Source organism: Pseudomonas sp. HLT2-19-2 (genome assembly GCF_054898005.1).
Map to the genome: position 1 here is coordinate 5,791,553 of NZ_CM142712.1, position 23,291 is coordinate 5,814,843.

General features: G+C 59.9%; 29 protein-coding genes. 19 read left to right on the forward strand and 10 right to left on the reverse strand.

Annotated elements, in window-relative coordinates; genetic code table 11:
- Nucleotides 1–140: 140 nt before the first annotated feature.
- From ACYZTU_RS27245 to pilG, 3 genes are read right to left on the reverse strand one after another with little or no spacing between them, the layout of a single operon-like run.
- Entirely contained in the window at nucleotides 141–689 is a 549-nt protein-coding gene (locus ACYZTU_RS27245; RefSeq protein ID WP_461966868.1) for a chemotaxis protein CheW, read from the reverse strand.
- A 10-nt stretch (nucleotides 690–699) separates the two neighbouring features.
- Entirely contained in the window at nucleotides 700–1,065 is a 366-nt protein-coding gene (gene pilH, locus ACYZTU_RS27250) for a twitching motility response regulator PilH (RefSeq protein WP_150632782.1), read from the reverse strand.
- A gap of 57 nt (nucleotides 1,066–1,122) precedes the next feature.
- Nucleotides 1,123–1,527, reverse strand: coding sequence for a twitching motility response regulator PilG (pilG, locus tag ACYZTU_RS27255; protein ID WP_282382370.1), 405 nt, complete (start codon nucleotides 1,525–1,527; stop codon nucleotides 1,123–1,125).
- Nucleotides 1,528–1,761: 234 nt separating this feature from the next.
- On the opposite strand from pilG, the gene gshB reads away from it, so the two are divergent.
- From gshB to ACYZTU_RS27290, 7 genes are all read left to right on the forward strand, one after another.
- Entirely contained in the window at nucleotides 1,762–2,715 is a 954-nt protein-coding gene (gene gshB, locus ACYZTU_RS27260; RefSeq protein WP_461966870.1) for a glutathione synthase, read from the forward strand.
- Between the two features lie 77 nt (nucleotides 2,716–2,792).
- Nucleotides 2,793–3,692 carry an energy transducer TonB gene (locus ACYZTU_RS27265; protein ID WP_461966872.1) on the forward strand — a complete coding sequence of 300 codons (900 nt, stop codon included), beginning with the start codon at nucleotides 2,793–2,795 and terminating at the stop codon, nucleotides 3,690–3,692.
- A gap of 125 nt (nucleotides 3,693–3,817) precedes the next feature.
- Nucleotides 3,818–4,390, forward strand: coding sequence for a YqgE/AlgH family protein (locus ACYZTU_RS27270; protein ID WP_461966874.1), 573 nt, complete (start codon nucleotides 3,818–3,820; stop codon nucleotides 4,388–4,390).
- Entirely contained in the window at nucleotides 4,390–4,827 is a 438-nt protein-coding gene (gene ruvX / locus ACYZTU_RS27275) for a Holliday junction resolvase RuvX (protein WP_461966876.1), read from the forward strand. Before ACYZTU_RS27270 ends, ruvX begins: the two co-directional genes overlap by 1 nt.
- 83 nt (nucleotides 4,828–4,910) lie before the next feature.
- Complete coding sequence (gene pyrR, locus ACYZTU_RS27280; protein WP_461966878.1) at nucleotides 4,911–5,414, forward strand: bifunctional pyr operon transcriptional regulator/uracil phosphoribosyltransferase PyrR; 504 nt, start codon at nucleotides 4,911–4,913, stop codon at nucleotides 5,412–5,414.
- Between the two features lie 27 nt (nucleotides 5,415–5,441).
- Nucleotides 5,442–6,446, forward strand: a complete 1,005-nt coding sequence (locus tag ACYZTU_RS27285) for an aspartate carbamoyltransferase catalytic subunit (RefSeq protein ID WP_150711287.1) — start codon at nucleotides 5,442–5,444, stop codon at nucleotides 6,444–6,446.
- Nucleotides 6,443–7,714, forward strand: coding sequence for a dihydroorotase (locus ACYZTU_RS27290; protein WP_461966880.1), 1,272 nt, complete (start codon nucleotides 6,443–6,445; stop codon nucleotides 7,712–7,714). The genes ACYZTU_RS27285 and ACYZTU_RS27290 overlap by 4 nt, the downstream gene beginning before the upstream one ends.
- 93 nt (nucleotides 7,715–7,807) lie before the next feature.
- On the opposite strand, the gene ACYZTU_RS27295 is transcribed toward ACYZTU_RS27290, so the two are convergent.
- Nucleotides 7,808–8,227, reverse strand: coding sequence for an NINE protein (locus tag ACYZTU_RS27295; protein WP_461966882.1), 420 nt, complete (start codon nucleotides 8,225–8,227; stop codon nucleotides 7,808–7,810).
- Nucleotides 8,228–8,476: 249 nt separating this feature from the next.
- Between ACYZTU_RS27295 and ACYZTU_RS27300 the strand changes: the two genes are divergently transcribed.
- Nucleotides 8,477–9,094 (forward strand): C40 family peptidase, encoded by a 618-nt coding sequence (locus tag ACYZTU_RS27300; RefSeq protein ID WP_461966884.1) that lies wholly within the window; start codon nucleotides 8,477–8,479, stop codon nucleotides 9,092–9,094.
- 58 nt (nucleotides 9,095–9,152) lie between these two features.
- Here ACYZTU_RS27300 and ACYZTU_RS27305 read toward each other — a convergent pair whose 3' ends face one another.
- A complete protein-coding gene (locus ACYZTU_RS27305) occupies nucleotides 9,153–10,187 on the reverse strand; it encodes a type IV pilus twitching motility protein PilT (RefSeq protein ID WP_461966886.1) in 1,035 nt (344 codons plus the stop codon).
- Between the two features lie 56 nt (nucleotides 10,188–10,243).
- Here ACYZTU_RS27305 and ACYZTU_RS27310 point away from each other — a divergent pair, with 56 nt between their 5' ends.
- The 9 genes from ACYZTU_RS27310 to ACYZTU_RS27350 all read left to right on the forward strand — a co-directional run bounded on the left by ACYZTU_RS27310 (nucleotide 10,244) and on the right by ACYZTU_RS27350 (nucleotide 16,960).
- Nucleotides 10,244–10,942 (forward strand): YggS family pyridoxal phosphate-dependent enzyme, encoded by a 699-nt coding sequence (locus tag ACYZTU_RS27310; RefSeq protein WP_461966888.1) that lies wholly within the window; start codon nucleotides 10,244–10,246, stop codon nucleotides 10,940–10,942.
- 33 nt (nucleotides 10,943–10,975) lie between these two features.
- The gene (proC, locus tag ACYZTU_RS27315; RefSeq protein WP_461966890.1) at nucleotides 10,976–11,794 is read left to right on the forward strand and encodes a pyrroline-5-carboxylate reductase; all 819 of its coding nucleotides are present in this window, start codon (nucleotides 10,976–10,978) and stop codon (nucleotides 11,792–11,794) included.
- Between the two features lie 10 nt (nucleotides 11,795–11,804).
- Complete coding sequence (locus ACYZTU_RS27320) at nucleotides 11,805–12,395, forward strand: YggT family protein (protein ID WP_461966892.1); 591 nt, start codon at nucleotides 11,805–11,807, stop codon at nucleotides 12,393–12,395.
- 195 nt (nucleotides 12,396–12,590) lie between these two features.
- A complete protein-coding gene (metX, locus tag ACYZTU_RS27325; protein ID WP_461966894.1) occupies nucleotides 12,591–13,730 on the forward strand; it encodes a homoserine O-succinyltransferase MetX in 1,140 nt (379 codons plus the stop codon).
- Nucleotides 13,731–13,737: 7 nt separating this feature from the next.
- Nucleotides 13,738–14,358, forward strand: a complete 621-nt coding sequence (metW, locus tag ACYZTU_RS27330) for a methionine biosynthesis protein MetW (RefSeq protein WP_149628312.1) — start codon at nucleotides 13,738–13,740, stop codon at nucleotides 14,356–14,358.
- Nucleotides 14,359–14,384: 26 nt separating this feature from the next.
- Nucleotides 14,385–14,819, forward strand: coding sequence for a DUF4426 domain-containing protein (locus ACYZTU_RS27335; protein WP_461966896.1), 435 nt, complete (start codon nucleotides 14,385–14,387; stop codon nucleotides 14,817–14,819).
- A complete protein-coding gene (gene rdgB, locus ACYZTU_RS27340) occupies nucleotides 14,816–15,412 on the forward strand; it encodes an RdgB/HAM1 family non-canonical purine NTP pyrophosphatase (protein WP_461966898.1) in 597 nt (198 codons plus the stop codon). Before ACYZTU_RS27335 ends, rdgB begins: the two co-directional genes overlap by 4 nt.
- Entirely contained in the window at nucleotides 15,409–16,614 is a 1,206-nt protein-coding gene (gene hemW / locus ACYZTU_RS27345; protein ID WP_461966900.1) for a radical SAM family heme chaperone HemW, read from the forward strand. The genes rdgB and hemW overlap by 4 nt, the downstream gene beginning before the upstream one ends.
- Before the next feature lie 22 nt (nucleotides 16,615–16,636).
- Complete coding sequence (locus ACYZTU_RS27350) at nucleotides 16,637–16,960, forward strand: DUF3392 domain-containing protein (protein WP_461966902.1); 324 nt, start codon at nucleotides 16,637–16,639, stop codon at nucleotides 16,958–16,960.
- A 66-nt stretch (nucleotides 16,961–17,026) separates the two neighbouring features.
- Here the strand turns inward: ACYZTU_RS27350 and trmB are convergent, their stop codons facing one another.
- Genes trmB through thiS form a run of 3 tightly spaced genes read right to left on the reverse strand, consistent with a single transcriptional unit; the run spans nucleotide 17,027 to nucleotide 18,817 of the window.
- Nucleotides 17,027–17,752 carry a tRNA (guanosine(46)-N7)-methyltransferase TrmB gene (trmB, locus tag ACYZTU_RS27355; RefSeq protein ID WP_461966904.1) on the reverse strand — a complete coding sequence of 242 codons (726 nt, stop codon included), beginning with the start codon at nucleotides 17,750–17,752 and terminating at the stop codon, nucleotides 17,027–17,029.
- A gap of 9 nt (nucleotides 17,753–17,761) precedes the next feature.
- On the reverse strand, nucleotides 17,762–18,556 hold the full coding sequence (locus ACYZTU_RS27360; RefSeq protein ID WP_007897902.1) for a thiazole synthase: 795 nt from the start codon (nucleotides 18,554–18,556) through the stop codon (nucleotides 17,762–17,764).
- 60 nt (nucleotides 18,557–18,616) lie between these two features.
- The gene (gene thiS / locus ACYZTU_RS27365; protein WP_167394879.1) at nucleotides 18,617–18,817 is read right to left on the reverse strand and encodes a sulfur carrier protein ThiS; all 201 of its coding nucleotides are present in this window, start codon (nucleotides 18,815–18,817) and stop codon (nucleotides 18,617–18,619) included.
- 256 nt (nucleotides 18,818–19,073) lie between these two features.
- On the opposite strand from thiS, the gene ACYZTU_RS27370 reads away from it, so the two are divergent.
- Nucleotides 19,074–21,065 carry an acyltransferase family protein gene (locus tag ACYZTU_RS27370; protein ID WP_461966906.1) on the forward strand — a complete coding sequence of 664 codons (1,992 nt, stop codon included), beginning with the start codon at nucleotides 19,074–19,076 and terminating at the stop codon, nucleotides 21,063–21,065.
- 45 nt (nucleotides 21,066–21,110) lie between these two features.
- Here the strand turns inward: ACYZTU_RS27370 and ACYZTU_RS27375 are convergent, their stop codons facing one another.
- On the reverse strand, nucleotides 21,111–21,482 hold the full coding sequence (locus ACYZTU_RS27375) for a DUF423 domain-containing protein (RefSeq protein ID WP_461966908.1): 372 nt from the start codon (nucleotides 21,480–21,482) through the stop codon (nucleotides 21,111–21,113).
- 74 nt (nucleotides 21,483–21,556) lie between these two features.
- On the opposite strand from ACYZTU_RS27375, the gene mtgA reads away from it, so the two are divergent.
- Nucleotides 21,557–22,279 (forward strand): monofunctional biosynthetic peptidoglycan transglycosylase, encoded by a 723-nt coding sequence (mtgA, locus tag ACYZTU_RS27380; protein WP_282383187.1) that lies wholly within the window; start codon nucleotides 21,557–21,559, stop codon nucleotides 22,277–22,279.
- 68 nt (nucleotides 22,280–22,347) lie between these two features.
- Here mtgA and rpoH read toward each other — a convergent pair whose 3' ends face one another.
- Nucleotides 22,348–23,202, reverse strand: a complete 855-nt coding sequence (rpoH, locus tag ACYZTU_RS27385; protein ID WP_461966910.1) for an RNA polymerase sigma factor RpoH — start codon at nucleotides 23,200–23,202, stop codon at nucleotides 22,348–22,350.
- Nucleotides 23,203–23,291: the final 89 nt, after the last annotated feature.

The window sequence follows — 23,291 nt, forward strand, 5'->3', positions numbered from 1 at the left end:
CTGTAGGAGCGAGCGGTGCGGCGATCCGACTTGCCCGCGAAGCAAGCGCTGCGGTCTTACAGGGACACCGCATTATCGTTCTTCGCGGGCAAGTCGGACGCCGCACCGCTCGCTCCTACAGGATTGCGGCGCCACCGTGGTTACAGCGCTACGTGCATAAAGCTTTGTGACTGTGCCAATGCAAACGGGCTGAACACCTGCCAGTTCTGCTCGCGCTGAAACCGGCCTTTGATGAACGGTGCAATCGGGCCGCTCAAGGTATCTACCGGTTCCAGACTGTCCTGGGCAAAGTGCTGCAAGCCGAAAACCTCATCGACCATCAACCCGGCAAACACGTCGTTGTGCTCCACCACCAACACCCGCCGCTGCCTACGCACCGCCGACAGTTCATGGCCAAGCTCATTACCAGAAAAGAAGCCACACAGATCGATGATCGGTAACAGACGCCCGCGCAAGTTGGCCACGCCCTTGACCCAGGTTCTGACCCCTGGCAGCTGGGTGAACCGCGGCTCATGCAAGACTTCGCTGACTTCGCCCATGGGCGCGACGTACCAGTGCTCGCCCAGCCGAAAGCCGATGCCGCTCCAACTGTCTTGCCGGGTCGGCTGGGACGGCAAGTTCGCCGCCAGCACACGGCAACGCTGGTCGATCTGCAGCAGCAGTTCGAAGGCAGTCAGCGACTCGGTCATGGCCGGACGGTCAACCGGCCAGCACGTTGTTCAGGGTCTTGATCAGGGTGTCTTCGTCGACCGGTTTGGTCAGGTAATCCTTCGCGCCCTGGCGCGTGCCCCAGACTTTGTCGGTTTCCTGATCCTTGGTGGTGATGATGATCACCGGGATGTGCCCGGTTTCCGGGTCTTTGGTCAACTGGCGGGTCGCCTGGAAACCATTGAGGCCGGGCATGACGATGTCCATCAGCACCGCGTCGGGTTTTTCCAGACGGGCCAGCGCCACACCGTCGGCACCGTTTTCGGCTTTCAACACTTCATGACCGTGCTTTTCCAGCATGCCGGTCAGTTTGTACATTTCAGTCGGCGAATCATCGACGATCAGAATACGTGCCATGGTCTTCCCCATTCTTGTCGACGCCGGGCCCGCTGGCCGAGCGTCACTGTGCGTGTCCTAGTGCGGCAAAACGGCGGCGAAGCCCGGTACATGGGCCTGGATCGCGTTCAGCAGTTCTTCCTTGCTGAAAGGCTTGGTCAAAAACTGGTCGGAGCCGACGATGCGCCCCTTGGCCTTGTCGAACAGCCCGTCCTTGGACGACAGCATAATCACTGGCGTGGACTTGAACGCACTGTTGTTCTTGATTAAAGCGCAGGTCTGATAGCCGTCCAGACGCGGCATCATGATGTCGACAAAGATGATGCCGGGGTGATTGTCGGCAATCTTGGCCAGGGCATCGAAACCATCGATGGCCGTGATCACTTCACACCCCACGTTCTTCAACAACGTTTCGGCGGTGCGGCGAATCGTCTTCGAATCGTCGATCACCATGACCTTCAAGGCGCTGGAATGCTGTTCCATAGTTGCTCTGCCGTCGCCTTTGCGAATCAAATTGTCCATTTCCGATAACCGGAGGCTCGAAACCCTTGATGTTCAAGGGCCAGCACGATATGGCAGCCTTTTTAGCACAGTCTCCAAATCCAATCTATCGGGCGACTGGCGCGGTGGTTTTTCCTTGACCGGGAACACACTCAGCGCCACTCTGACGCCACTTTTTCATGTCCATTCGGGCAGCCAAATTTCGAGGAATAACCCATGAGCGTTCGTGTCGGGATTGTCATGGATCCTATTGCCAGCATTTCCTATAAAAAGGATAGCTCGCTGGCCATGCTGCTGGCCGCACAGAAGCGCGGCTGGGAACTGTTCTATATGGAACAGAGTGATTTGTACCAGGCCGAAGGTGAAGCGCGTGGGCGAATGCGTCCGCTGAAAGTCTTCGCCAACCCGCAAAAATGGTTCGAACTCGACGCCGAGACCGACGCGCTGTTGAGCGACCTGGACGTGATCCTGATGCGCAAGGATCCGCCGTTCGACATGGAGTTCGTTTACTCCACGTACCTGCTGGAGCAAGCCGAACGCGATGGCGTGCTGGTGGTCAACAAGCCGCAAAGTTTGCGTGACTGCAACGAAAAACTGTTCGCCACGCTGTTCCCGCAGTGCACACCGCCAACCATCGTCAGCCGTCGCCCGGACGTGCTGCGTGAATTCGCCGATCACCACGGCGACGTGATCCTCAAGCCGCTGGACGGCATGGGTGGCTCATCGATTTTCCGTCACACCGCTGGCCATCCGAACCTGTCGGTGATCCTCGAAACCCTGACCCTGCATGGCAAACAGCAGATCATGATTCAGGGTTACCTGCCGGCGATCGTTGATGGCGACAAGCGCATCCTGATGATCGACGGCGAACCGGTGGATTACTGCCTGGCGCGAATTCCTGCCGCCGGTGAAACCCGTGGCAACCTCGCCGCCGGCGGCCGTGGCGAAGCCCGACCGCTGACCGAGAAAGATCGCTGGATCGCCGCACAAGTCGGCCCGACCCTGCGTGAAAAGGGTCTGCTGTTCGTCGGCCTTGACGTGATTGGCGAGCATCTGACGGAAATCAACGTCACCAGCCCGACCTGCATTCGCGAGATTGATAATGCATTTGGCACCGACATCGGTGGCCTGTTGATGGATGCCATCGATCAGAAGCTCAAGGCCCGTTGATATAGAACAGCCAAGAAACGACCAACATTGCGTTATCATCCGCGGCCTGTGAAAAACGCGATGTTGGTTTTTTTGTCATGACACTCCCGTCCGATCTGCCCGCTGAACTCGCCCACCGTGGCGTGCGCCCGGCCGATCGCCTCGGTTTTACCCTGTTTCTCGCGGCGCTGATTCACCTGGCCTTGCTGTTGGGCGTCGGGTTCACCATGGTCGAACCCAAGCAAATCAGCAAAACCCTGGAAATCACCCTCGCCACCTTCAAGAGCGAAAAGAAGCCGGAAAAAGCCGATTTCCTCGCCCAGGAGAATCAGCAAGGCAGCGGCACCCTGGATAAAAAGGCGATCCCCAAGACCACCGAGGTCGCGCCGTTCCAGGACAATAAGGTGCAGAAAGTCACCCCACCGCCGGCGGCCAAGCCCGAAGTGCGGGAAGCGGCGCCCAAGGCAGCTGTGACGACCGTCGCGCCGAAGCCGAAAAAAGCCGCAGCCAAAACCGAAGAACCCAAGCCCGTCACCAAACCCGCAGTGGCCGCGCCGACGTTCGACAGTGAACAGCTGTCTACCGACATCGCCAGCCTCGAAGCGGAACTGGCCAATGAACAGCAGCTGTACGCCAAGCGCCCGCGCATTCACCGCCTGAGCGCCGCATCGACCATGCGCGACAAGGGCGCCTGGTATAAGGACGAGTGGCGCAAGAAGGTCGAGCGCATCGGTAACCTGAATTACCCCGATGAAGCCCGACGCAAACAGATTTACGGCAATCTGCGCCTGTTGGTTTCGATCAACCGCGACGGCTCGCTCTTTGAGGTACTGGTGCTGGAGTCTTCCGGGCAACCGCTGCTGGATCAGGCCGCCCAGCGCATCGTGCGGCTGGCCGCACCGTTTTCGCCGTTTACCGGGGATTTGTCGGATATCGATCGTCTGGAAATTATTCGGACGTGGAAATTTGCTCGCGGGGACAAGCTCTCCAGCAATTGAACACCGCAGGGTTCCCCTGCAACATAGAATCTCCCACATTTAATCTATGTCGTTGCCGGGATTTGCGGCATTTCCAACGCATCCCCAGCTTGTCAGTTCGCCCCTCCAACGCCACACTAGCGCTCATGAAGAACGTCAGCCCCAGCTACCTCAAGCATCATTTCCTGATCGCCATGCCTCACATGGTCGACCCGAACTTTGCGCACACCTTGACCTACATCGTCGAGCACACGGCCAATGGTGCCATGGGGCTGGTGGTCAATCGTCCGCAAGACCTCAATCTGGCCGATATCCTCGAGCAACTGCGCCCCGACATCGAACCGCCGATGCTCTGCCAGCATGTGCCGATCTTCATCGGCGGCCCGGTGCAGACCGATCGCGGTTTTGTCCTCCACCCGTCCGGCAAGAAGTTTCAGGCGACCGTTGATCTGGAAGGCGACCTGTCCTTGTCCACCTCCCAGGATGTGCTGTTCGCCATCGCCGACGGCGTCGGCCCGGCCAAAAGTGTAATCACCCTTGGCTATGCGGGCTGGGAAGCCGGGCAGCTTGAAGCCGAACTGGCCCAGAACGCCTGGCTGACCTGCCCGTTCGAAGCCGATATTTTGTTCAACACCAGCAGCGAACTGCGCCTGGAAGCAGCGGCCAAGCACCTGGGCGTCAATCTCAGCCTGCTGACCAGCCAGGCGGGGCACGCCTGATGGCCCTGCGCCTGATTTTGGGTTTCGACTACGGCACTAAACAGATCGGCGTTGCGGTGGGCCAGGTGATTACCGGCCAGGCCCGCGAGTTGTGCACGTTGAAGGCACAAAATGGTATTCCCGACTGGAATCAGGTCGAAGCCCTGATTACAGAGTGGAAGCCCGACGCTGTGGTCGTCGGCCTGCCGCTGAACATGGACGGCACACCGAGCGACATGTGCTTGCGCGCCGAGAAATTCGCCCGCCGCCTGAACGGCCGCTACAACCTGCCCTTCTATACCCACGATGAGCGTCTGACCACGTTCGAAGCCAAGGGTGAACGGCGTGATCGTGGCGGACAAAAGGGCAGTTACCGCGACAACCCGGTGGACGCCATCGCCGCCGCCCTGCTGCTGCAAGGCTGGCTCGACGAAAACAGTTCACTGTTCGAATCCTGAAGAGCCGCGCAAGCGACTCTCTATAGCTACAACCTGAGCCACTACTAAAGCAGACCCCGGCTCGGGCCCAAGAAGGAGCAACCATGAGCCTGCCCAATCCCGCCGAACTGATCAGCCAGATGGCGATCCGTCTCAAGGCACACTTGGAACACCGTGGCATCAGCGAACCGCGTTACATCGGTATTCGTACCGGCGGCGTCTGGGTCGCCCAGGCGTTGCTCGATGAACTGGGCAGCGACTCGCCCCTTGGTACCCTCGACGTTTCCTTCTACCGCGACGACTTCAGCCAGAACGGCCTGCACCCGCAAGTGCGCCCGTCCGCGCTGCCGTTCGAGATCGAGGGCCAGCACCTGGTGCTGATCGATGACGTGCTGATGAGCGGCCGGACCATCCGGGCCGCGATGAATGAACTGTTCGACTACGGTCGCCCGGCCAGCGTGACGCTGGTGTGCCTGCTGGACCTGGACGCCGGCGAGCTGCCGATCCGCCCGAATGTGGTCGGCGCGACCTTGTCGCTGTCGGCCCACGAGCGGGTGAAACTGTCCGGCCCGGAACTGAAGCTCGAACTGCAAGACCTCGCCCTTTAATTCGCCCTATTGAGAGTCCCCCTCGCGATGACGCCTCTAGATACCAAGCGCCCGCTGCAGCTCAATGATCAGGGCCAGCTGCGCCACTTCCTCTCGCTCGACGGTTTGCGCCGCGAGCTGCTGACGGAAATCCTCGACACCGCCGACTCGTTCCTCGAAGTCGGCGCCCGGGCGGTGAAGAAGGTCCCGTTGCTGCGCGGCAAGACCGTGTGCAACGTGTTCTTCGAGAACTCCACCCGCACTCGTACTACTTTTGAACTGGCGGCCCAGCGGTTGTCGGCAGACGTGATCACGCTAAACGTGTCCACCTCGTCGGCAAGCAAGGGTGAAACCCTGCTCGACACCCTGCGCAACCTTGAAGCCATGGCCGCTGACATGTTCGTCGTTCGTCACGGTGATTCCGGCGCGGCGCACTTCATTGCCGAACATGTCTGCCCGCAAGTGGCGATCATCAACGGCGGCGACGGCCGTCACGCTCACCCAACCCAGGGCATGCTCGACATGCTCACCATCCGTCGGCACAAGGGCGGCTTCGAAAATCTCTCGGTGGCCATCGTCGGCGACATCCTGCATTCGCGGGTCGCGCGCTCGAACATGCTGGCCTTGAAAACCCTCGGTTGCCCGGACATCCGCGTGATCGCGCCGAAAACTTTGCTGCCGATTGGCGTCGAGCAATACGGTGTGAAGGTCTACACCGACATGACCGAAGGCCTGAAAGACGTCGACGTGGTGATCATGCTGCGCCTGCAGCGCGAACGCATGACCGGCGGCCTGCTGCCGAGCGAAGGCGAGTTCTACCGCCTGTTCGGCCTGACCACCGCGCGCCTGGCCGGGGCCAAGCCGGATTGCATCGTCATGCACCCGGGGCCGATCAACCGCGGTGTGGAGATTGAGTCGGCGGTGGCCGACGGCCCGCACTCGGTGATTCTCAACCAGGTCACCTACGGCATCGCGATTCGTATGGCCGTGTTGTCCATGGCCATGAGCGGGCAGACTGCCCAGCGCCAATTCGAGCAGGAGAACGCCCAGTGAAGCTCAGCATTCTCGGCGCCCGCGTCATCGATCCAAGCAGTGGCCTGGATCAAGTTACCGATATTCATGTTGAAGCCTGCAAGATCGTCGCCCTTGGCGCGGCACCGACCGGTTTTGTCCCAGTCGAGACCATCGACGCCAAAGGTCTGGTGGCCGCGCCTGGCTTGGTTGACCTGAACGTCGCCCTGCGCGAGCCGGGTTACAGCCGCAAAGGCTCGATTGCCAGCGAAACCCGCGCCGCTGCGGCCGGTGGTGTCACTAGCCTATGCTGCCCGCCGAAAACTAAACCGGTGCTGGACACCTCGGCCGTGGCCGAACTGATCCTCGACCGCGCCCGAGAGGCCGGCAACACCAAAGTCTTCCCGATTGGCGCCCTGAGCAAAGGCCTGGACGGCGAACAGCTTGCAGAGCTCGTTGCCTTGCGCGATGCCGGCTGCGTGGCCTTCGGCAACGGCCTGGAGAGCTTTCGCAACACCCGCACGCTGTGCCGGGCGCTGGAATACGCCGCCACATTCGACCTGACGGTGATTTTCAACTCTCAGGACCATGACCTGGCCGAAGGTGGCCTGGCCCACGAAGGCCCGACCGCCAGCTTCCTCGGTTTGCCGGGCATTCCGGAAACCGCTGAAACCGTGGCTCTGGCCCGGGATCTGCTGCTGGTCGAGCAAAGTGGCGTGCGCGCGCACTTCAGTCAGCTCACCAGCGCTCGTGGCGTGGCCCTGATCGCTCAGGCCCAGGCTCGCGGGCTGCCGGTGACCGCCGATGTGGCCTTGTATCAGCTGATTCTGACTGACGAAGCGCTGATCGATTTCAGCAGCCTCTATCACGTCCAGCCGCCGCTGCGCACCCGCGCCGACCGCGACGGCCTGCGTGAAGCTGTGAAATCAGGTGTGGTGTCGGCGATCTCCAGTCATCACCAACCCCACGAGCGGGACGCCAAACTGGCGCCGTTCGGTGCCACCGAGCCGGGCATCAGCAGCGTTGAACTGCTGCTGCCGTTGGCGATGACGCTGGTGGAAGACGGTTTGCTGGACCTGCCAACGCTGTTGACGCGCTTGAGCACCGGACCTGCCGAGGCGTTGCGCCTGCCCGCGGGCAAACTGGCGGTGGGTGGACCGGCGGACATCGTGCTGTTCGATCCGGCGGCTTCGACCGTGGCCGGTGAAACCTGGCTGTCCAAGGGCGAAAACTGCCCGTTCATTGGCCATAGCCTGCCGGGTGTGGTGCGTTACACCCTGGTGGATGGGCGGATTAGCCACCAGGCGTAAAACGAAAAGATCGCAGCCTGCGGCAGCTCCTACACGGGAATATGCATTTCCCTGTAGGAGCTGGCGAAGCCTGCGATCTTTTGATCTTTGCTGTTATCGACGCTGCGCATTACGAATCGACACCTGGTCATTCAGCGTCCAGAAGTCATACAGCACCCCCAGAAAGAACAACCCGCCCGTGACCAGGTACAGCAGTCCGCTGATCCACTTCCCCTGATACATCCGGTGTACCCCAAATATCCCAAGAAACGTCAGCAGAATCCACGCCACGTTGTACTCAATAGGTCCGGCGGTAAAACGCAGGTCTGCTTCGCGATCCATGGCCGGGATCAGAAACAAATCAATCAGCCAACCGATACCCAACAAACCGAAGGTGAAGAACCAGATCGTCCCGGTCACCGGCTTGCCGTAATAGAAGCGGTGAGCGCCGGTAAAACCCAAAATCCACAGCAGATAACCAATCACTTTGCTGTGTGTGTCTTGCTGCGGAACGGGCTGTTGATAGGTGTTCATGAAGGACCTCGATTCACACGATAGATAAATATTCTTAAATTCTTTGTGACTTTTTTACAGGTGGCCGACGTATGGCAGCTGTTACCTTGTCTCCCGTCGAAGCCTTGTGAGACCTCACTTGTGTCCGACAATTGCGTCCATTTACAGCTTATTTGGTTCCGTTGCCCTCAGGTTGAATCGACCAACGGCCTCGGAAGGGGCAAAAAAGCTGTTATAAAGTTGCGCGCTAACTTATATGAGCCTTGCCTAATGCGTCCATTTTTCAAGACATGGCTAACCATTTGCCTTTTGATGCCACTGGCCGCCCACGCCACCAATCGTGAGCAACGTCTTCCTAACGTTAATGGTTATACCCAAAAATCACATGTTTCTGCTCCTTCGAGCAAAAACAAACAGACCGTAAAACGCTCTCCCCAACTGAGCAGCAAAAGCAGCCTGGTTCCGCCGATGGCGACCAAGGAAAGCAGCAACGTGCTGAGCCGCGCAGTTAACGTCCTCGGTACTCCGTACCGTTGGGGTGGCAGCAGCCCAAGCAAAGGGTTTGATTGCAGTGGCCTGGTGAAATACGCGTTCAACGACGCTACGTTTGACCTGCCGCGCACCTCCAACGCCATGGCCAGCGGCCATGGGGAGAAAGTCGATCGCAACGACCTGAAACCGGGCGACCTGATTTTCTTCAATATCAAGAGTCGTCGGGTCAATCACGTTGCCATCTACCTGGGCAACGACCGCTTCATCCACGCACCGCGTCGTGGCAAGTCGGTGAGCATCGACACCCTGAAAAAACCGTACTGGCAAAAACACTACGTGGTTGCCAAGCGGGTTATGCCGAAAGAGAAGAACGCCATTCAGGTTGTTCAGCGCTAACCTAATCGTTCCCACGTCGAGGCGTCGAACCGTCTGCGTGGGAACGATCTACTCCCCCTCAGAAATTATCCGGCGAACGCGCCTTCTCCCGCGCTTGCTCGCGGCTGATCAACCCCTTGGTCACCAGCTCCTTCAAGCACATATCCAGCGTCTGCATTCCCAGGTTTCCCCCGGTCTGAATTGATGAGTACATCTGCGCCACCTTGTCTTCGCGGATCAGGTTACGGATCGCTGACGTACCGAGCATGATTTCGTGGGCTGCAATCCGCCCGCCGCCGATCTTCTTGATCAGCGTCTGCGACACCACCGCCAGTAACGACTCGGAAAGCATCGAACGGACCATCGACTTCTCGCCCCCCGGAAACACGTCCACCACCCGGTCGATGGTTTTTGCCGCCGATGTCGTGTGCAGCGTGCCAAACACCAGGTGACCGGTTTCGGCGGCGGTCAACGCCAGTCGAATGGTCTCGAGATCGCGCATCTCACCGACCAGAATCACGTCCGGGTCCTCCCGCAGGGCCGAGCGTAGAGCCGTGGCGAAACTGCGAGTATCACGATGGACTTCACGCTGGTTGATCAAGCATTTGCGCGACTCATGGACGAACTCGATCGGGTCTTCGATAGTGAGGATGTGCTGATGACGGTGGGTGTTGAGGTGATCGATCATCGCCGCCAGGGTAGTGGACTTGCCGGAACCGGTCGGGCCGGTCACCAGCACCAGCCCCCGCGGTGCTTCGGTAATCTTGCGAAACACTTCTCCCATTCCGAGATCGTCCATGCTCAGGACCTTGGACGGAATGGTCCGGAACACTGCGCCGGCACCACGATTCTGGTTGAACGCGTTAACCCGAAAGCGTGCCACGCCGGGCACCTCAAAGGAGAAGTCGGTTTCCAGGTGCTTTTCGAAGTCCACCCGCTGAGTGTCGTTCATGATGTCGTAGATCAGCGCCTGAACCTGCTTGTGGTCCAGAGCCGGCAAATTGATGCGCCGCACATCGCCATCGACACGGATCATCGGCGGCAGGCCGGCGGACAGGTGCAGGTCGGACGCTCCTTGTTTAGCGCTGAAGGCCAGCAGCTCAGTGATATCCATAGCGCTCCTCAATTCCAGTAGAATGCCGCCAACCTTCAGACCGCTGGCGCCTCTTGATGTCCACGATAGCAGACAACATTCTTCAGGTTAGTACACGCATCCACGCCGCTGGCGTCGCCGCAAAGCGCGACGAAGACAGCATCCAGTTGCTGGCTGTGAGCAAGACCAAGCCAGCCGAGGCCGTGCGTGAAGCGCATGCCGCCGGGATCCGTGACTTTGGCGAGAACTACCTGCAGGAAGCCCTGAGCAAACAGCTCGAATTGGCCGACCTGCCCTTGATCTGGCACTTCATCGGCCCCATTCAATCGAATAAGACTCGCGCTATCGCCGAGCATTTCGCCTGGGTGCATTCCGTGGATCGTTTGAAAATCGCACAACGCCTGTCCGAACAACGTCCTGGCGATTTGCCACCACTGAACATCTGTATCCAGGTCAACGTCAGCGGTGAAGCCAGCAAGTCCGGCTGCACCCCGGCCGACCTGCCAGCCTTGGCCAATGCCATCAGCGAACTGCCACGCATCAAGCTGCGCGGTTTGATGGCAATCCCCGAGCCGACTGACGATCGCGCCGCCCAGGATGCCGCTTTTGCTGCCGTGCAGCGCCTGCAAGCCAGCCTGAACCTGCCGCTCGACACACTTTCCATGGGCATGAGCCACGACCTCGAGTCGGCCATCGCCATGGGCGCCACTTGGGTCCGCATCGGCACGGCCCTGTTTGGTGCTCGCGGCTCTCAACAAATGCATGGCCAGCCATAACGTGGCTGACTCCTCTCTTTATAAGGACCTGACATGAGCAAGACTCGTATTGCCTTTATCGGTGCCGGCAACATGGCCGCCAGCCTGATCGGTGGCCTGCGCGCCAAAGGTCTGGACGCCGCGCAGATCCGCGCCAGTGATCCGGGCGCTGAAACCCGCGCCAAAGTGAACGCTGAACACGGCGTTGAAGTATTCGCCGACAACGCCGAAGCCATCCAGGGCGCCGAAGTCATCGTACTGGCGGTAAAACCCCAAGCGATGAAAGCCGTCTGCGAAGCGATTCGCCCAAGCCTCAAGCCGAATCAACTGGTGGTCTCGATTGCTGCCGGCATCACCTGCGCCAGCATGAACAACTGGCTCGGCGCCCAGCCGATCGTGCGCTGCATGCCCAATACCCCGGCGCTGGTGCGTCAGGGCGTGAGCGGTTTGTTCGCCACCGCCGAAGTGAACGCCGAACAACGCCAGCAAGCCGAAGAGCTGCTGTCGGCCGTCGGCATTGCTCTGTGGCTGAACGAAGAGCAACAACTGGACGCAGTCACCGCCGTTTCCGGCTCGGGCCCGGCGTACTTCTTCCTGCTGATCGAAGCCATGACCGCCGCGGGCGTGAAACTTGGCCTGCCGCCGGAAACCGCTGCACAACTGACCCTGCAAACCGCTTTGGGCGCTGCTCACATGGCGGTAGCCAGTGACGTCGACGCTGCTGAACTGCGTCGCCGCGTGACGTCGCCTGCGGGCACGACGGAAGCGGCGATCAAGTCGTTCCAGGCCGGAGGCTTCGAAGCCCTGGTAGAAAAAGCACTCGGCGCCGCTGCGCACCGCTCGGCCGAGATGGCCGAACAATTGGGTCAATAAGGAGCCTTACATGATTGGATTGAATACTGCAGCGGTCTACGTGCTGCAAACCCTCGGCAGCCTGTACCTGCTGATCGTGCTGCTGCGCTTCGTGCTGCAACTGGTACGCGCGAACTTCTACAACCCGCTCTGCCAGTTCGCTGTAAAAGCCACTCAACCGCTGCTCAAGCCACTGCGCCGGATTATCCCGAGCATGTTCGGCCTGGACATGTCCTCGCTGGTGCTGGCAATCCTCGTGCAACTGGCGCTGATGGCCCTGACTCTGCTGCTGACTTACGGCACTATCGGCAACCCGCTGCAATTGCTGATCTGGTCGTTGATCGGCGTGACCGCGCTGTTCCTGAAGATTTTCTTCTTTGCTCTGATCATCAGCGTGATCCTGTCGTGGGTCGCACCGGGCAGCCATAACCCTGGCGCCGAGCTGGTGAACCAGATCTGCGAACCGGCCCTGGCGCCGTTCCGCAAGATCGTGCCGAACCTTGGCGGCCTGGATATCTCGCCAATCCTGGCGTTCATGGTGCTCAAGCTGATCGACATGCTGGTGATCAACAACCTCGCCGCCATGACGATGATGCCGGAAATCCTCCGTTTGCTGATCTGACCGGCAGGCTCACCGCTTCATCGTTCTTCGCGGGCAAGCCACGCTCCCACAGGGTATTCATTTCCAATGTGGGAGCGTGGCTTGCCCGCGATGGCCGCACCTCGGTCTAACTGAATGAAATCAGGCCCGGCGTTAGCTTGCTGCTAAAGGCAGCGGTCTTTAGACTTACGCCTCATTTCAACGAGAGCAGGGTCGATGCCAACTGCCTTTCCCCCCGATTCTGTTGGTCTGGTGACGCCGCAAGTGGCGCACTTCAGCGAACCCCTGGCCTTGGCCTGCGGCCGTTCGCTCCCAGCTTATGACCTGATCTATGAAACCTACGGCACGCTGAACGCCACGGCGAGCAATGCCGTGCTGATCTGCCACGCCTTGTCCGGTCACCATCACGCTGCCGGTTTCCACAGCCCCGACGACCGCAAGCCCGGTTGGTGGGACAGCTGCATCGGCCCCGGCAAGCCGATCGACACCCACAAGTTCTTCGTGGTCAGCCTGAACAACCTCGGTGGTTGCAATGGCTCCACCGGCCCGAGCAGCGTCAATCCGGACACCGGCAAGCCGTTTGGCGCCGACTTCCCGGTACTGACCGTAGAAGACTGGGTTCACAGTCAGGCGCGCCTCGCCGACCGGATCGGAATCAGTCAATGGGCTGCCGTGATCGGCGGCAGTCTTGGTGGTATGCAGGCCATGCAGTGGAGCATCACTTACCCTGATCGCATTCGACACTGCCTGGCCATCGCCTCGGCACCCAAGCTGTCGGCGCAGAACATTGCCTTCAACGAAGTGGCGCGCCAGGCGATCCTCACCGACCCCGAATTCCACGGCGGTTCGTTCCAGGAAGCGGGCGTGATCCCCAAGCGCGGTTTGATGCTGGCGCGGATGGTCGGACACATCACGTACCTGTCCGACGACTCCATGGGCGAGAAATTCGGCCGGGGCCTGAAGAGCGAAAAGCTCAACTACGACTTCCACAGCGTCGAGTTCCAAGTCGAAAGCTACCTGCGTTATCAGGGCGAAGAGTTCTCCGGGCGTTTCGACGCCAACACGTACCTGCTGATGACCAAGGCGCTGGATTACTTCGACCCGGCGGCGAACTTCGACGATGACCTGGCGAAAACCTTCGCCAACGTCCAGGCCAAGTTCTGCGTGATGTCCTTTACCACCGATTGGCGTTTCTCCCCTGCCCGCTCGCGGGAACTGGTGGACGCGCTGATGGCGGCCAGGAAAGACGTCTGCTACCTGGAGATCGATGCTCCGCAAGGCCACGACGCCTTTCTGATTCCGATCCCGCGCTACCTGCAGGCGTTCAGCAACTACATGAACCGTATTTTGCTTTGAGGAAGACATGAGAGCCGATCTGGAAATCATCCAGGAATGGATCCCCGCCGGCAGCCGCGTGCTCGACCTCGGTTGCGGCGACGGCGAATTGCTGACCTGGCTGCGTGATAACAAGCAAGTCACCGGCTATGGCCTGGAAAACGACCCGGACAACATCGCCGAGTGCGTGGCCAAGGGCATCAACGTCATCGAGCAGGACCTGGACAAGGGCCTGGGCAACTTTGCCAGCAACAGCTTCGACGTCGTGGTCATGACCCAGGCACTGCAAGCCGTGCACTACCCGGACAAGATCCTCGACGAAATGCTGCGCGTCGGTCGCCAGTGCATCATCACCTTTCCCAACTTCGGTCACTGGCGCTGCCGCTGGTACCTGGCGAGCAAGGGCCGGATGCCGGTGTCCGATTTTCTCCCGTACACCTGGTACAACACGCCGAACATCCACTTTTGCACCTTCGAAGACTTTGAAGCGTTGTGTCGCGAACGTGAAGCGAAGGTCATTGATCGGCTTGCCGTGGATCAACAGCACCGCCACGGGTGGGCCAGTAAGCTATGGCCTAATCTATTAGGTGAAATCGGAATTTACCGCGTCAGCAGCCCCGGGCTGCAAGACCACAAGGTCGCGGTCTGAGTCACGACACTTCGAGGAGAACGATAATGGGTCGTCTAGCGCTGTTTGTACTTACTGCCTGCCTGAGCATCACCGCCATGGCCGCCGACATCATCAAGGGTGAGCGCCAGGAAACCTTTGGCGACGTGACGGTGCACTACAACACCTTCAACTCCACCTTCCTGACGCCGGACATCGCCAAATCGACGGAGCTGGTGCGCAGCAAGAACCAGGGTGTGATCAACGTTTCGGTGATCAAGGACGGCAAGCCGCTGACCGCTCAAGTCAGCGGGTCAGTGAAAGACCTGACCAGCCAAACCGTCCCGCTGAAATTCAAACAGATCACCGAACAAGGCGCGATCTACTACATCGCGCAATTCCCGGTGGATCAGCAGGAAACCCGCACCTTCAAGATCGATGTTAAAACCGGCGATAAAACCAACACCATCAATTTCAACCAAGAGCTTTTCCCCGGCCAATGATCAATTTCACGCAACTCGTACTGGCCAGCCATAACGCCGGCAAACTCAAGGAACTTCAGGCCATGCTCGGCGAATCGGTGCAACTGCGCTCGATCGGCGAGTTCAGCAGCGTCGAGCCTGAAGAAACCGGCTTGTCGTTCGTCGAGAACGCCATCCTCAAGGCCCGCAATGCCGCGCGCATCTCCGGCCTGCCGGCGCTGGCCGACGATTCCGGGCTGGCCGTGGATTTCCTCGGCGGTGCGCCGGGTATCTACTCGGCCCGTTACGCCGACGGCCAGGGCGATGCGGCGAACAACGCCAAACTGCTCGATGTGTTGAAAGACGTGCCGCAAGACGAACGCGGTGCTCAGTTCGTCTGTGTGCTGGCGCTGGTGCGGCATGCCGACGATCCGTTACCGATCCTCTGCGAAGGCCTGTGGCACGGACGAATCCTGCCAGCGGCGAGCGGCGAACACGGTTTTGGTTACGATCCGCTGTTCTGGGTGCCGGAGCGCGATTGCTCGAGTGCCGAGCTGAGCCCCAGCGACAAGAACCTCATCAGCCACCGCGCCCGTGCAATGGATCTGCTGCGCCAGCGTCTGGGCCTGAAATGATCCACGACTCATCCGCATCGCCGCTGATCTTCGGCGGCGACGCACAATCGCCACGGGCCGCGTTGCCAACGCTGCCGCCCTTGGCGCTGTACATCCACATCCCGTGGTGTGTGCGCAAATGCCCTTATTGCGACTTCAATTCCCACACCGCCAGCCCGGTACTGCCGGAAGAAGACTATGTGGACGCGCTGCTCGCCGACCTCGATCAGGACCTGCCTGCGGTCTATGGCCGTGAGCTGAGTTCGATCTTCTTTGGAGGCGGCACGCCGAGCCTGTTCAGCGCCGAAGCCTTGGGCCGCTTGCTCAATGGCGTCGAGCAACGCATTCCGTTTGCCCGCGACATCGAGATCACTCTGGAAGCCAATCCGGGAACGTTCGAGCAAGAGAAGTTCGTCGCCTACCGGGCGTTGGGCATCAATCGCCTGTCGATCGGCATCCAGAGCTTTCAGGAAGAGAAACTCAAGGCCCTGGGGCGGATCCACAACGGTGACGAAGCGGTACGTGCCGCTGGCATGGCTCGTCAGGCCGGGTTCGACAACTTCAATCTGGACCTGATGCACGGTTTACCCGATCAGTCCCTGGACGACGCCCTGAGCGACCTGCGCCAGGCCATCGCCCTGAAGCCGACCCACTTGTCCTGGTATCAGCTGACCCTGGAACCGAACACGGTGTTCTGGAACCAGCCGCCGACGCTGCCGGAAGACGACACCCTGTGGGACATTCAGGAAGCAGGCCAGGCACTGTTAGCCGAGCACGGTTACGCGCAATACGAAGTCTCGGCTTATGCCCAGCCAGGTCGCCCGGCGCGGCATAACCTCAATTACTGGAGTTTCGGCGACTTCATTGGCATCGGTGCCGGGGCTCACGGCAAGCTCAGCCATCCGGACGGGCGCATTGTCCGCACCTGGAAAACCCGTCTGCCGAAGGACTACCTCAACCCGGCCAAAAGCTTCAAGGCCGGGGAGAAAGCCCTGACCAACGAAGAGCTGCCGTTCGAGTTCCTGATGAACGCCTTGCGCCTGACGGCAGGTGTTGAATCGCGGCTGTATCCGGAGCGCACCGGGCTTGCATTGGAAAGCCTCGCCGAAGGCCGCCGCGTCGCCGAACAAAGTGGCTTGTTGCAGGTCGAACCGTCACGTCTGGCGGCCACCGAGCGCGGACAACTCTTTCTCAATGACTTGCTGCAGACATTTCTGAGCTGATTTCAGCCTTAAGGGAAAACGAATGGATTTGATACTCGACCTGCTCGCCACCGCGTCCCGCTGGAGCCGTAGCAACCTGTCGGAAATCGCTCTGGCACTGGTGGGCTGCCTGCTGGTGTTGTTTGGCGCCGATATCAAAGGCTGGGTCGAACAACGCCTGGGCAGCATCGCCGGCGCCTTGCGCGTCCCGCTAATGGCCCTGCTGTGCATGGTCGGCAGCGGCATGGCGCTGATCTACGCCACGCCGTGGATCATCAAAGGCCTGAGCCAGTTCAACAACTACAGCCTGGCGCCGGTGTTGTTGGTGGTGCTGGTGTTGATTGGCGTCGTAGCAGACCGCCGCTGACTCTCGGACACACCACAAACAACTGTGGGAGCAAGCTCGCTCCCACAGTTTTTATTGCGTTAGGGCTCAGGACTGTTTTTCGAACTTCAGATCCCACACGCCATGCCCAAGTCGTTCGCCGCGGCGTTCGAACTTGGTGATCGGGCGCTCGGTCGGGCGCGGGACGCATTTGCCGTCTTCGGCCAGGTTGCGGTAACCCGGCGCAACGTTCATCACTTCCAGCATGTACTCGGCGTACGGTTCCCAGTCGGTGGCCATGTGCAGCACACCGCCGACCTTCAACTTGCTGCGCACCAGTTCAGCGAACGACGCCTGAACGATACGGCGCTTGTGGTGACGGCTCTTGTGCCACGGGTCCGGGAAAAACAGCATCAGGCGATCGAGGCTGTTGTCGGCCACGCAGCGGTTGAGCACTTCGATCGCATCGCAATCGTAGACCCGCAGGTTGGTCAGGCCTTGAGTCAGCACGCCATTGAGCAACGCACCAACACCCGGACGGTGCACTTCCACGCCGATAAAATCCTGTTCCGGCGAGGCCGCGGCCATTTCCAGCAGCGAATGACCCATGCCGAAGCCGATTTCCAGGAAGCGCGGCGCCGAACGGCCGAACACCTGGTCGAAGTCTACCGGCGCATCTGCCAACGGCAGGACGAACAGCGGCGTGCCCTGCTCCAGGCCTTTTTGCTGGCCTTCGGTCATGCGTCCGGCGCGCATCACGAAACTCTTGATGCGGCGGTGTTGGCGCTCTTCGCCTTCTTCCGTCTGGATTGGCGTGTCGTTTGATTCAGTCATCAATGGCTCTTACTTGATCAGACCATCCAGCGGCGAGGAGGCGCTGGCATAAAGTTTTTTCGGCATGCGGCCGGCGAGGTAGGCCAGGCGGCCCGCGACGATGGCGTGTTTCATGGCTTCAGCCATCATGATCGGCTGCTGGGCATGGGCGATGGCCGAGTTCATCAGCACCGCTTCGCAACCCAGTTCCATGGCGATGGTGGCGTCGGAAGCGGTACCGACACCGGCATCCACCAGCACCGGAATCTTGGCTTCTTCGAGGATGATCTGCAGGTTGTACGGGTTGCAGATCCCAAGGCCTGTACCGATCAGACCGGCCAGCGGCATCACCGCGATGCAGCCGATTTCCGCCAGTTGACGGGCGATGATTGGGTCATCGCTGGTGTAAACCATAACGTCGAAACCTTCCTTGACCAGCACTTCGGCGGCTTTGAGGGTCTCGATCACGTTAGGGAACAGGGTTTTCTGGTCCGCCAGCACTTCCAGCTTCACCAGATTGTGGCCGCCGAGCAGCTCACGGGCCAAGCGACAGGTGCGCACAGCCTCGGTAGCGTCGAAGCAACCGGCGGTGTTAGGCAGGAAGGTGTAGCGATCCGGCGACAGGACTTCGAGCAGGTTCGGTTCGCCCGGGTTCTGGCCGAGGTTGGTGCGGCGCACGGCGAATGTGACGATCTCGGCACCCGAGGCTTCGATGGCCAGGCGGGTTTCTTCCATGTCGCGGTACTTGCCGGTACCTACCAGCAAACGCGACTGGTAAGTACGACCGGCCAGGACGAAGGGCTTGTCGCTACGAACGATGCTCATGGGAAATCCTCTGTAGGGGTGAGGTTCTTGCAGAATTCTGTGCCCTTGCGGGCCGGGCGACTAGCCGCCGCCGATGGCGTGTACCACTTCGACATTGTCGCCGTCGTTCAGCGTGGTGTCGGCATGCTGGCTGCGCGGGACGATATCCAGATTGAGTTCGACCGCCACCCGGCGTCCGGTCAGATCCAGACGGGTCAGCAGGGCCGCAACGGTTTCGCCGTCGGGCAGTTCAAGGGATTCGCCGTTCAACTGAATGCGCATACCGAATGCCGCCATCATTTTTAGGGGCTGGCATTCTAGCCCGATCAGTCTTGGTGACCCAAGCCATTCGTCATGAAATGGACCGGCCAGTCAACTCAACCGCCAGGCGGCGCTCGCAGCACGGACCAGGGGCGCACTCCAAGGGCACGGACTAACCCTGCAACACCTTTATAGTTCAAGCTGTGCCCGAACCTTTTATATTCCTCGTCTCGCGTCGAAGCCGCACCAAAAGTGATCACACACGCAAGGAGGACCTGTGTCCAGCGTCCAATCGACACCGAATATCCCCGCTATCGACGGCCTGCGCGCTGTCGCTGTCCTAAGCGTGATCATCTTTCACGCCGATTTCCTGAACGTTCTGCCCGGCGGTTTTACCGGCGTCGACATCTTCTTCGTGATCTCGGGCTACGTCATCAGCCAGTCGCTATCCGCTCGCTCCGACATGGGCTTTGCAGCCTATCTGGCAGACTTCTATCGCCGGCGATTTCTGCGCATCGTGCCCGCACTGCTGGTGGTTCTACTGGCAAGCGGCCTGTTCTCAGCGATGTTCGTGCCGCAAGCCTGGCTCAGCATGCAGAATGACCGTACCGGCCTGGCCGCTTTCTTTGGTATGAGCAACTTCGTGCTGGCCTGGAACACCGACACCTATTTCTCGCCTTCCGCCCTGCTCAACCCCTATACCCACACCTGGACCCTGGCCGTAGAAGAGCAGTTCTACCTGATATTCCCGCTGATCTACTTCGCCTGGTTGCGCTACAAGCAACGGAACAGGTTCGTCTGGGCGCTCCTGCCCCTGCTGGCGCTGATATCACTGGCGCTTAGCGCCATTCAGACACGGGACAATCCGCTCGAAGCGTTCTACCTGCTGCCCAGCCGATTCTGGGAGCTGGCCGCAGGGGCGATCCTTTACCAGTGGATCGGAACAGGCCGCTTCACACTGTATTCGGCTGCCGCAACCCGAACCATGCTTCTCGGCGGACTCGCACTGGTCATCGGCGGACTGTTCCTTGCCGACGAAAACCAATTCCCTTTCCCTTGGGCACTCGTCACCGTTTCCGGCACCTTGCTGGTCATTACCGCCCTGGTACAGAAAACTGACACCCCATCCCTACCCCTGCGCCTGCTGCAATCGTCACCCGCGACCTATATTGGCCGGCTGTCCTACTCGTTGTATCTTTGGCATTGGCCAGTCCTGGTGTTCCTGCGCTGGACCACCGGCCTGGAGCAGCTCGCCGTGCAATTGGCCTACCCGGTCATCGTCACGGCACTCGCTGCGGTCTCCTATCACGCGGTTGAGACACCCTTGCGCACCGGCAATTCGCTTCTTCAACGCCAGGCCTGGATCACGATCGCCTCGTGCCTTGCGGCGATCGGCCTGTCTTGGTCAGGTGCGCGGTGGGTGTCCGAGAATCCCGAGGCGCTGTCGCTGAGCAAGACCAGCGATACCTACACTTGGTTCTCCAGACGGTTGCCGCAACGCTCGGCCAGCGAACCGATCAAGGACTTGCAATGGCAGGGCCGTCAGCTGTTTGTTATCGGCGATTCGCATGCAGCGGCCTATCGCACGATGTTGAGCCTCGCATCGCAGCAACTGGGTATCAAGGTCGTGGAATATGAGCGCGGCGGCTGCGCGGTGGTCAGTCTCATCGCACCAGACCCGCAAGGTGCGTGCACTCAAGCCCGGGAAAGAGCCCTACGGAACATTGAAGCGCGGGCAAACCCGGGAGATATCGTCTTCCTCGCCTCGTTGCGAATGCCAGAGATGGCAGGGCGCGAGTGGGCACGTGGAGAAGAAGAAGTGCTCAACGACGTGCTTTCTGAATTCACACCCGAGCAGATTGAAGGTGCCCAAGCCTCCGCTGAAACGGTCCTGACGCGCTTGATGACCGCCAGGGTGCAGGTGCTGATTGATGCTCCCAAGCCTCTATTCAAGGCCCCACCCTATCGCTGCTCGGACTGGTTCAACCGGATGAACCCGATCTGCGCACCCGGGTTCACCATGGAGCGCGACCAGCTTGAGCAGCTACGTGCCCCGCAAATGGCGCTGATCGAGCGGTTAACCCGCCAGTATCCGATGCTTCAGGTCTGGGATCCGCTGCCGCTTTTGTGCCCAGGCCGAACCTGTTCAGCCTTTGACGACGATAAACCACTTTTCCGCGACGCCGATCACCTCAGCGGATATGGCAACCGCGTCCTTGAACCGACTTTCACACAGGCACTGCTGAACGCCCTGAAAAACGCGGGCTGATGCAGCCAGAAACTCACTCGGCTTCATGATCACGACTGCGCGCCGTCATCTCAAGCGCCAGGCGGCAAGCCCCAGGCAAATCCAGCCCGCAAGGAACGCGAGTCCACCGAACGGCGTGACGATCCCGAGCTTGCTGACGCCGGTCAGCGTGAGCACGTAGAGGCTACCGGAGAACAACAGGATGCCGATGGCAAAGGACGTCCCGGCCCAGGTCACCAGTCGTCCCGGAATCTGCGTCGCCAGCAACGCTACGCCCAACAATGCCAACGTGTGCACCAGTTGATAGGTAACGCCAGTGTGGAAGATCGCCAGGTATTCGGGCGTCAGACGGTTTTTCAGGCCGTGGGCGGCGAACGCGCCAAGGGCAACGCCGGTGAAGCCGAAAAAAGCGGCCAGCATCAGAAAGCCACGCAGCATGAAGAACTCCAGTCAGACTCGATCAACAGGGTCTGTATAATGGCCCGCTCAACGGGTTCGGCCAAGCCATCTCTATGCTGCGTTTATTTTTGCGACGATTCACGAAGGCCCTGCTCTGGTTCGCGGGGGGCAGCGTATTGCTGGTTCTGATTTTTCGCGTGGTACCACCACCTGGAACGGCCTTGATGGTCGAGCGCAAGGTCGAATCCTGGTTCGACGGCGAACCCATCGACCTGCAACGCACCTGGAAACCCTGGGATGAAATCTCCGACGACCTGAAAGTCGCGGTGATTGCCGGCGAGGATCAGAAATTCCCGGAGCATTGGGGTTTTGACTTTGGCGCGATCCAGGCCGCTCTGGCCCACAACGAACTCGGCGGATCGATTCGCGGCGCCAGCACCCTGAGTCAGCAGGTCTCGAAGAATCTGTTTCTGTGGTCCGGCCGCAGCTGGTTACGCAAAGGCCTGGAAGCCTGGTTTACCGGGCTGATCGAAGTGCTTTGGCCCAAACAGCGAATTCTCGAGGTGTACCTCAACAGCGTTGAATGGGATGACGGTGTGTTTGGCGCCGAAGCAGCGGCCAGGCATCACTTTGGCGTCGGCGCTCGCTCGCTGTCCCGGCAGCAGGCCAGTTCGCTGGCTGCGGTGCTGCCTAACCCGCGCGTTTGGAGTGCCGGTCATCCAACCAACTATGTCGCACGGCGAGCGGGATGGATTCGGCGGCAGATGAGTCAGCTCGGTGGTGACAGCTACCTTGCTGGGCTTAATGAATCGCGCCGCGCACCTTGGGCACAGTGACTTTTTGATGCACAAACAACAACGCCCCGATCAATGATCGGGGCGTTTTTTGTTGCCGGGCGCGCAGGTTAAGCGGCGATCGACAACTTGAGCTTGTTCATCGCGCTCTTCTCGAGCTGACGAATACGCTCGGCCGACACGTTGTACTTCTGCGCCAGGTCGTGCAGCGTGGCTTTTTCTTCTGCCAGCCAGCGCTGGTAGAGGATGTCACGGCTACGGTCGTCCAGCACTTCAAGCGCTACGTGCAGGTTGTGGTTCGAGTTGTCGCTCCAGTCAGCATCTTCCAGTTGACGGGCCGGGTCGTACCGGTGGTCTTCCAGATAGTTGGCCGGCGATTGGAAAGCGCTGTCATCGTCCGCTTCCGCGGCCGGGTCGAAGGCCATGTCATGGCCGGTCAGGCGACTTTCCATCTCGCGCACTTCCCGAGGCTCTACACCGAGGCTTTCCGCCACACGGTGGACTTCCTCGTTGTTCAGCCACGCCAGACGTTTCTTCTGGCTGCGCAGGTTGAAAAACAACTTGCGTTGAGCCTTGGTGGTCGCGACTTTCACAATGCGCCAGTTGCGCAGAATGAACTCGTGGATTTCCGCCTTGATCCAGTGCACGGCAAAGGACACCAGGCGTACACCCATTTCCGGGTTGAAGCGCTTCACGGCCTTCATCAGGCCGACGTTGCCTTCCTGGATCAGGTCGGCCTGAGCCAGACCGTAACCGGAATAGCTACGGGCGATATGTACAACAAAACGCAGGTGGGCGAGCACCATCTGCCGAGCCGCCCCCAAATCCTGCTCATAATAGAGACTCTCGGCCAGTTCACGCTCCTGCTCCGGCGTCAGCAATGGAATGCTGTTCACCGTGTGCACATAGGCCTCCAGGTTCGCACCCGGGACCAGAGCATATGCAGGTTGCAAAGAATTGGTCATACGAAAAAACCTCCGACTTACATAACTCGTGCAGTTCAGCACTGCGAAAATTGACCGGAAACCGAAAGACAAGTTCCCATAAACGCTGA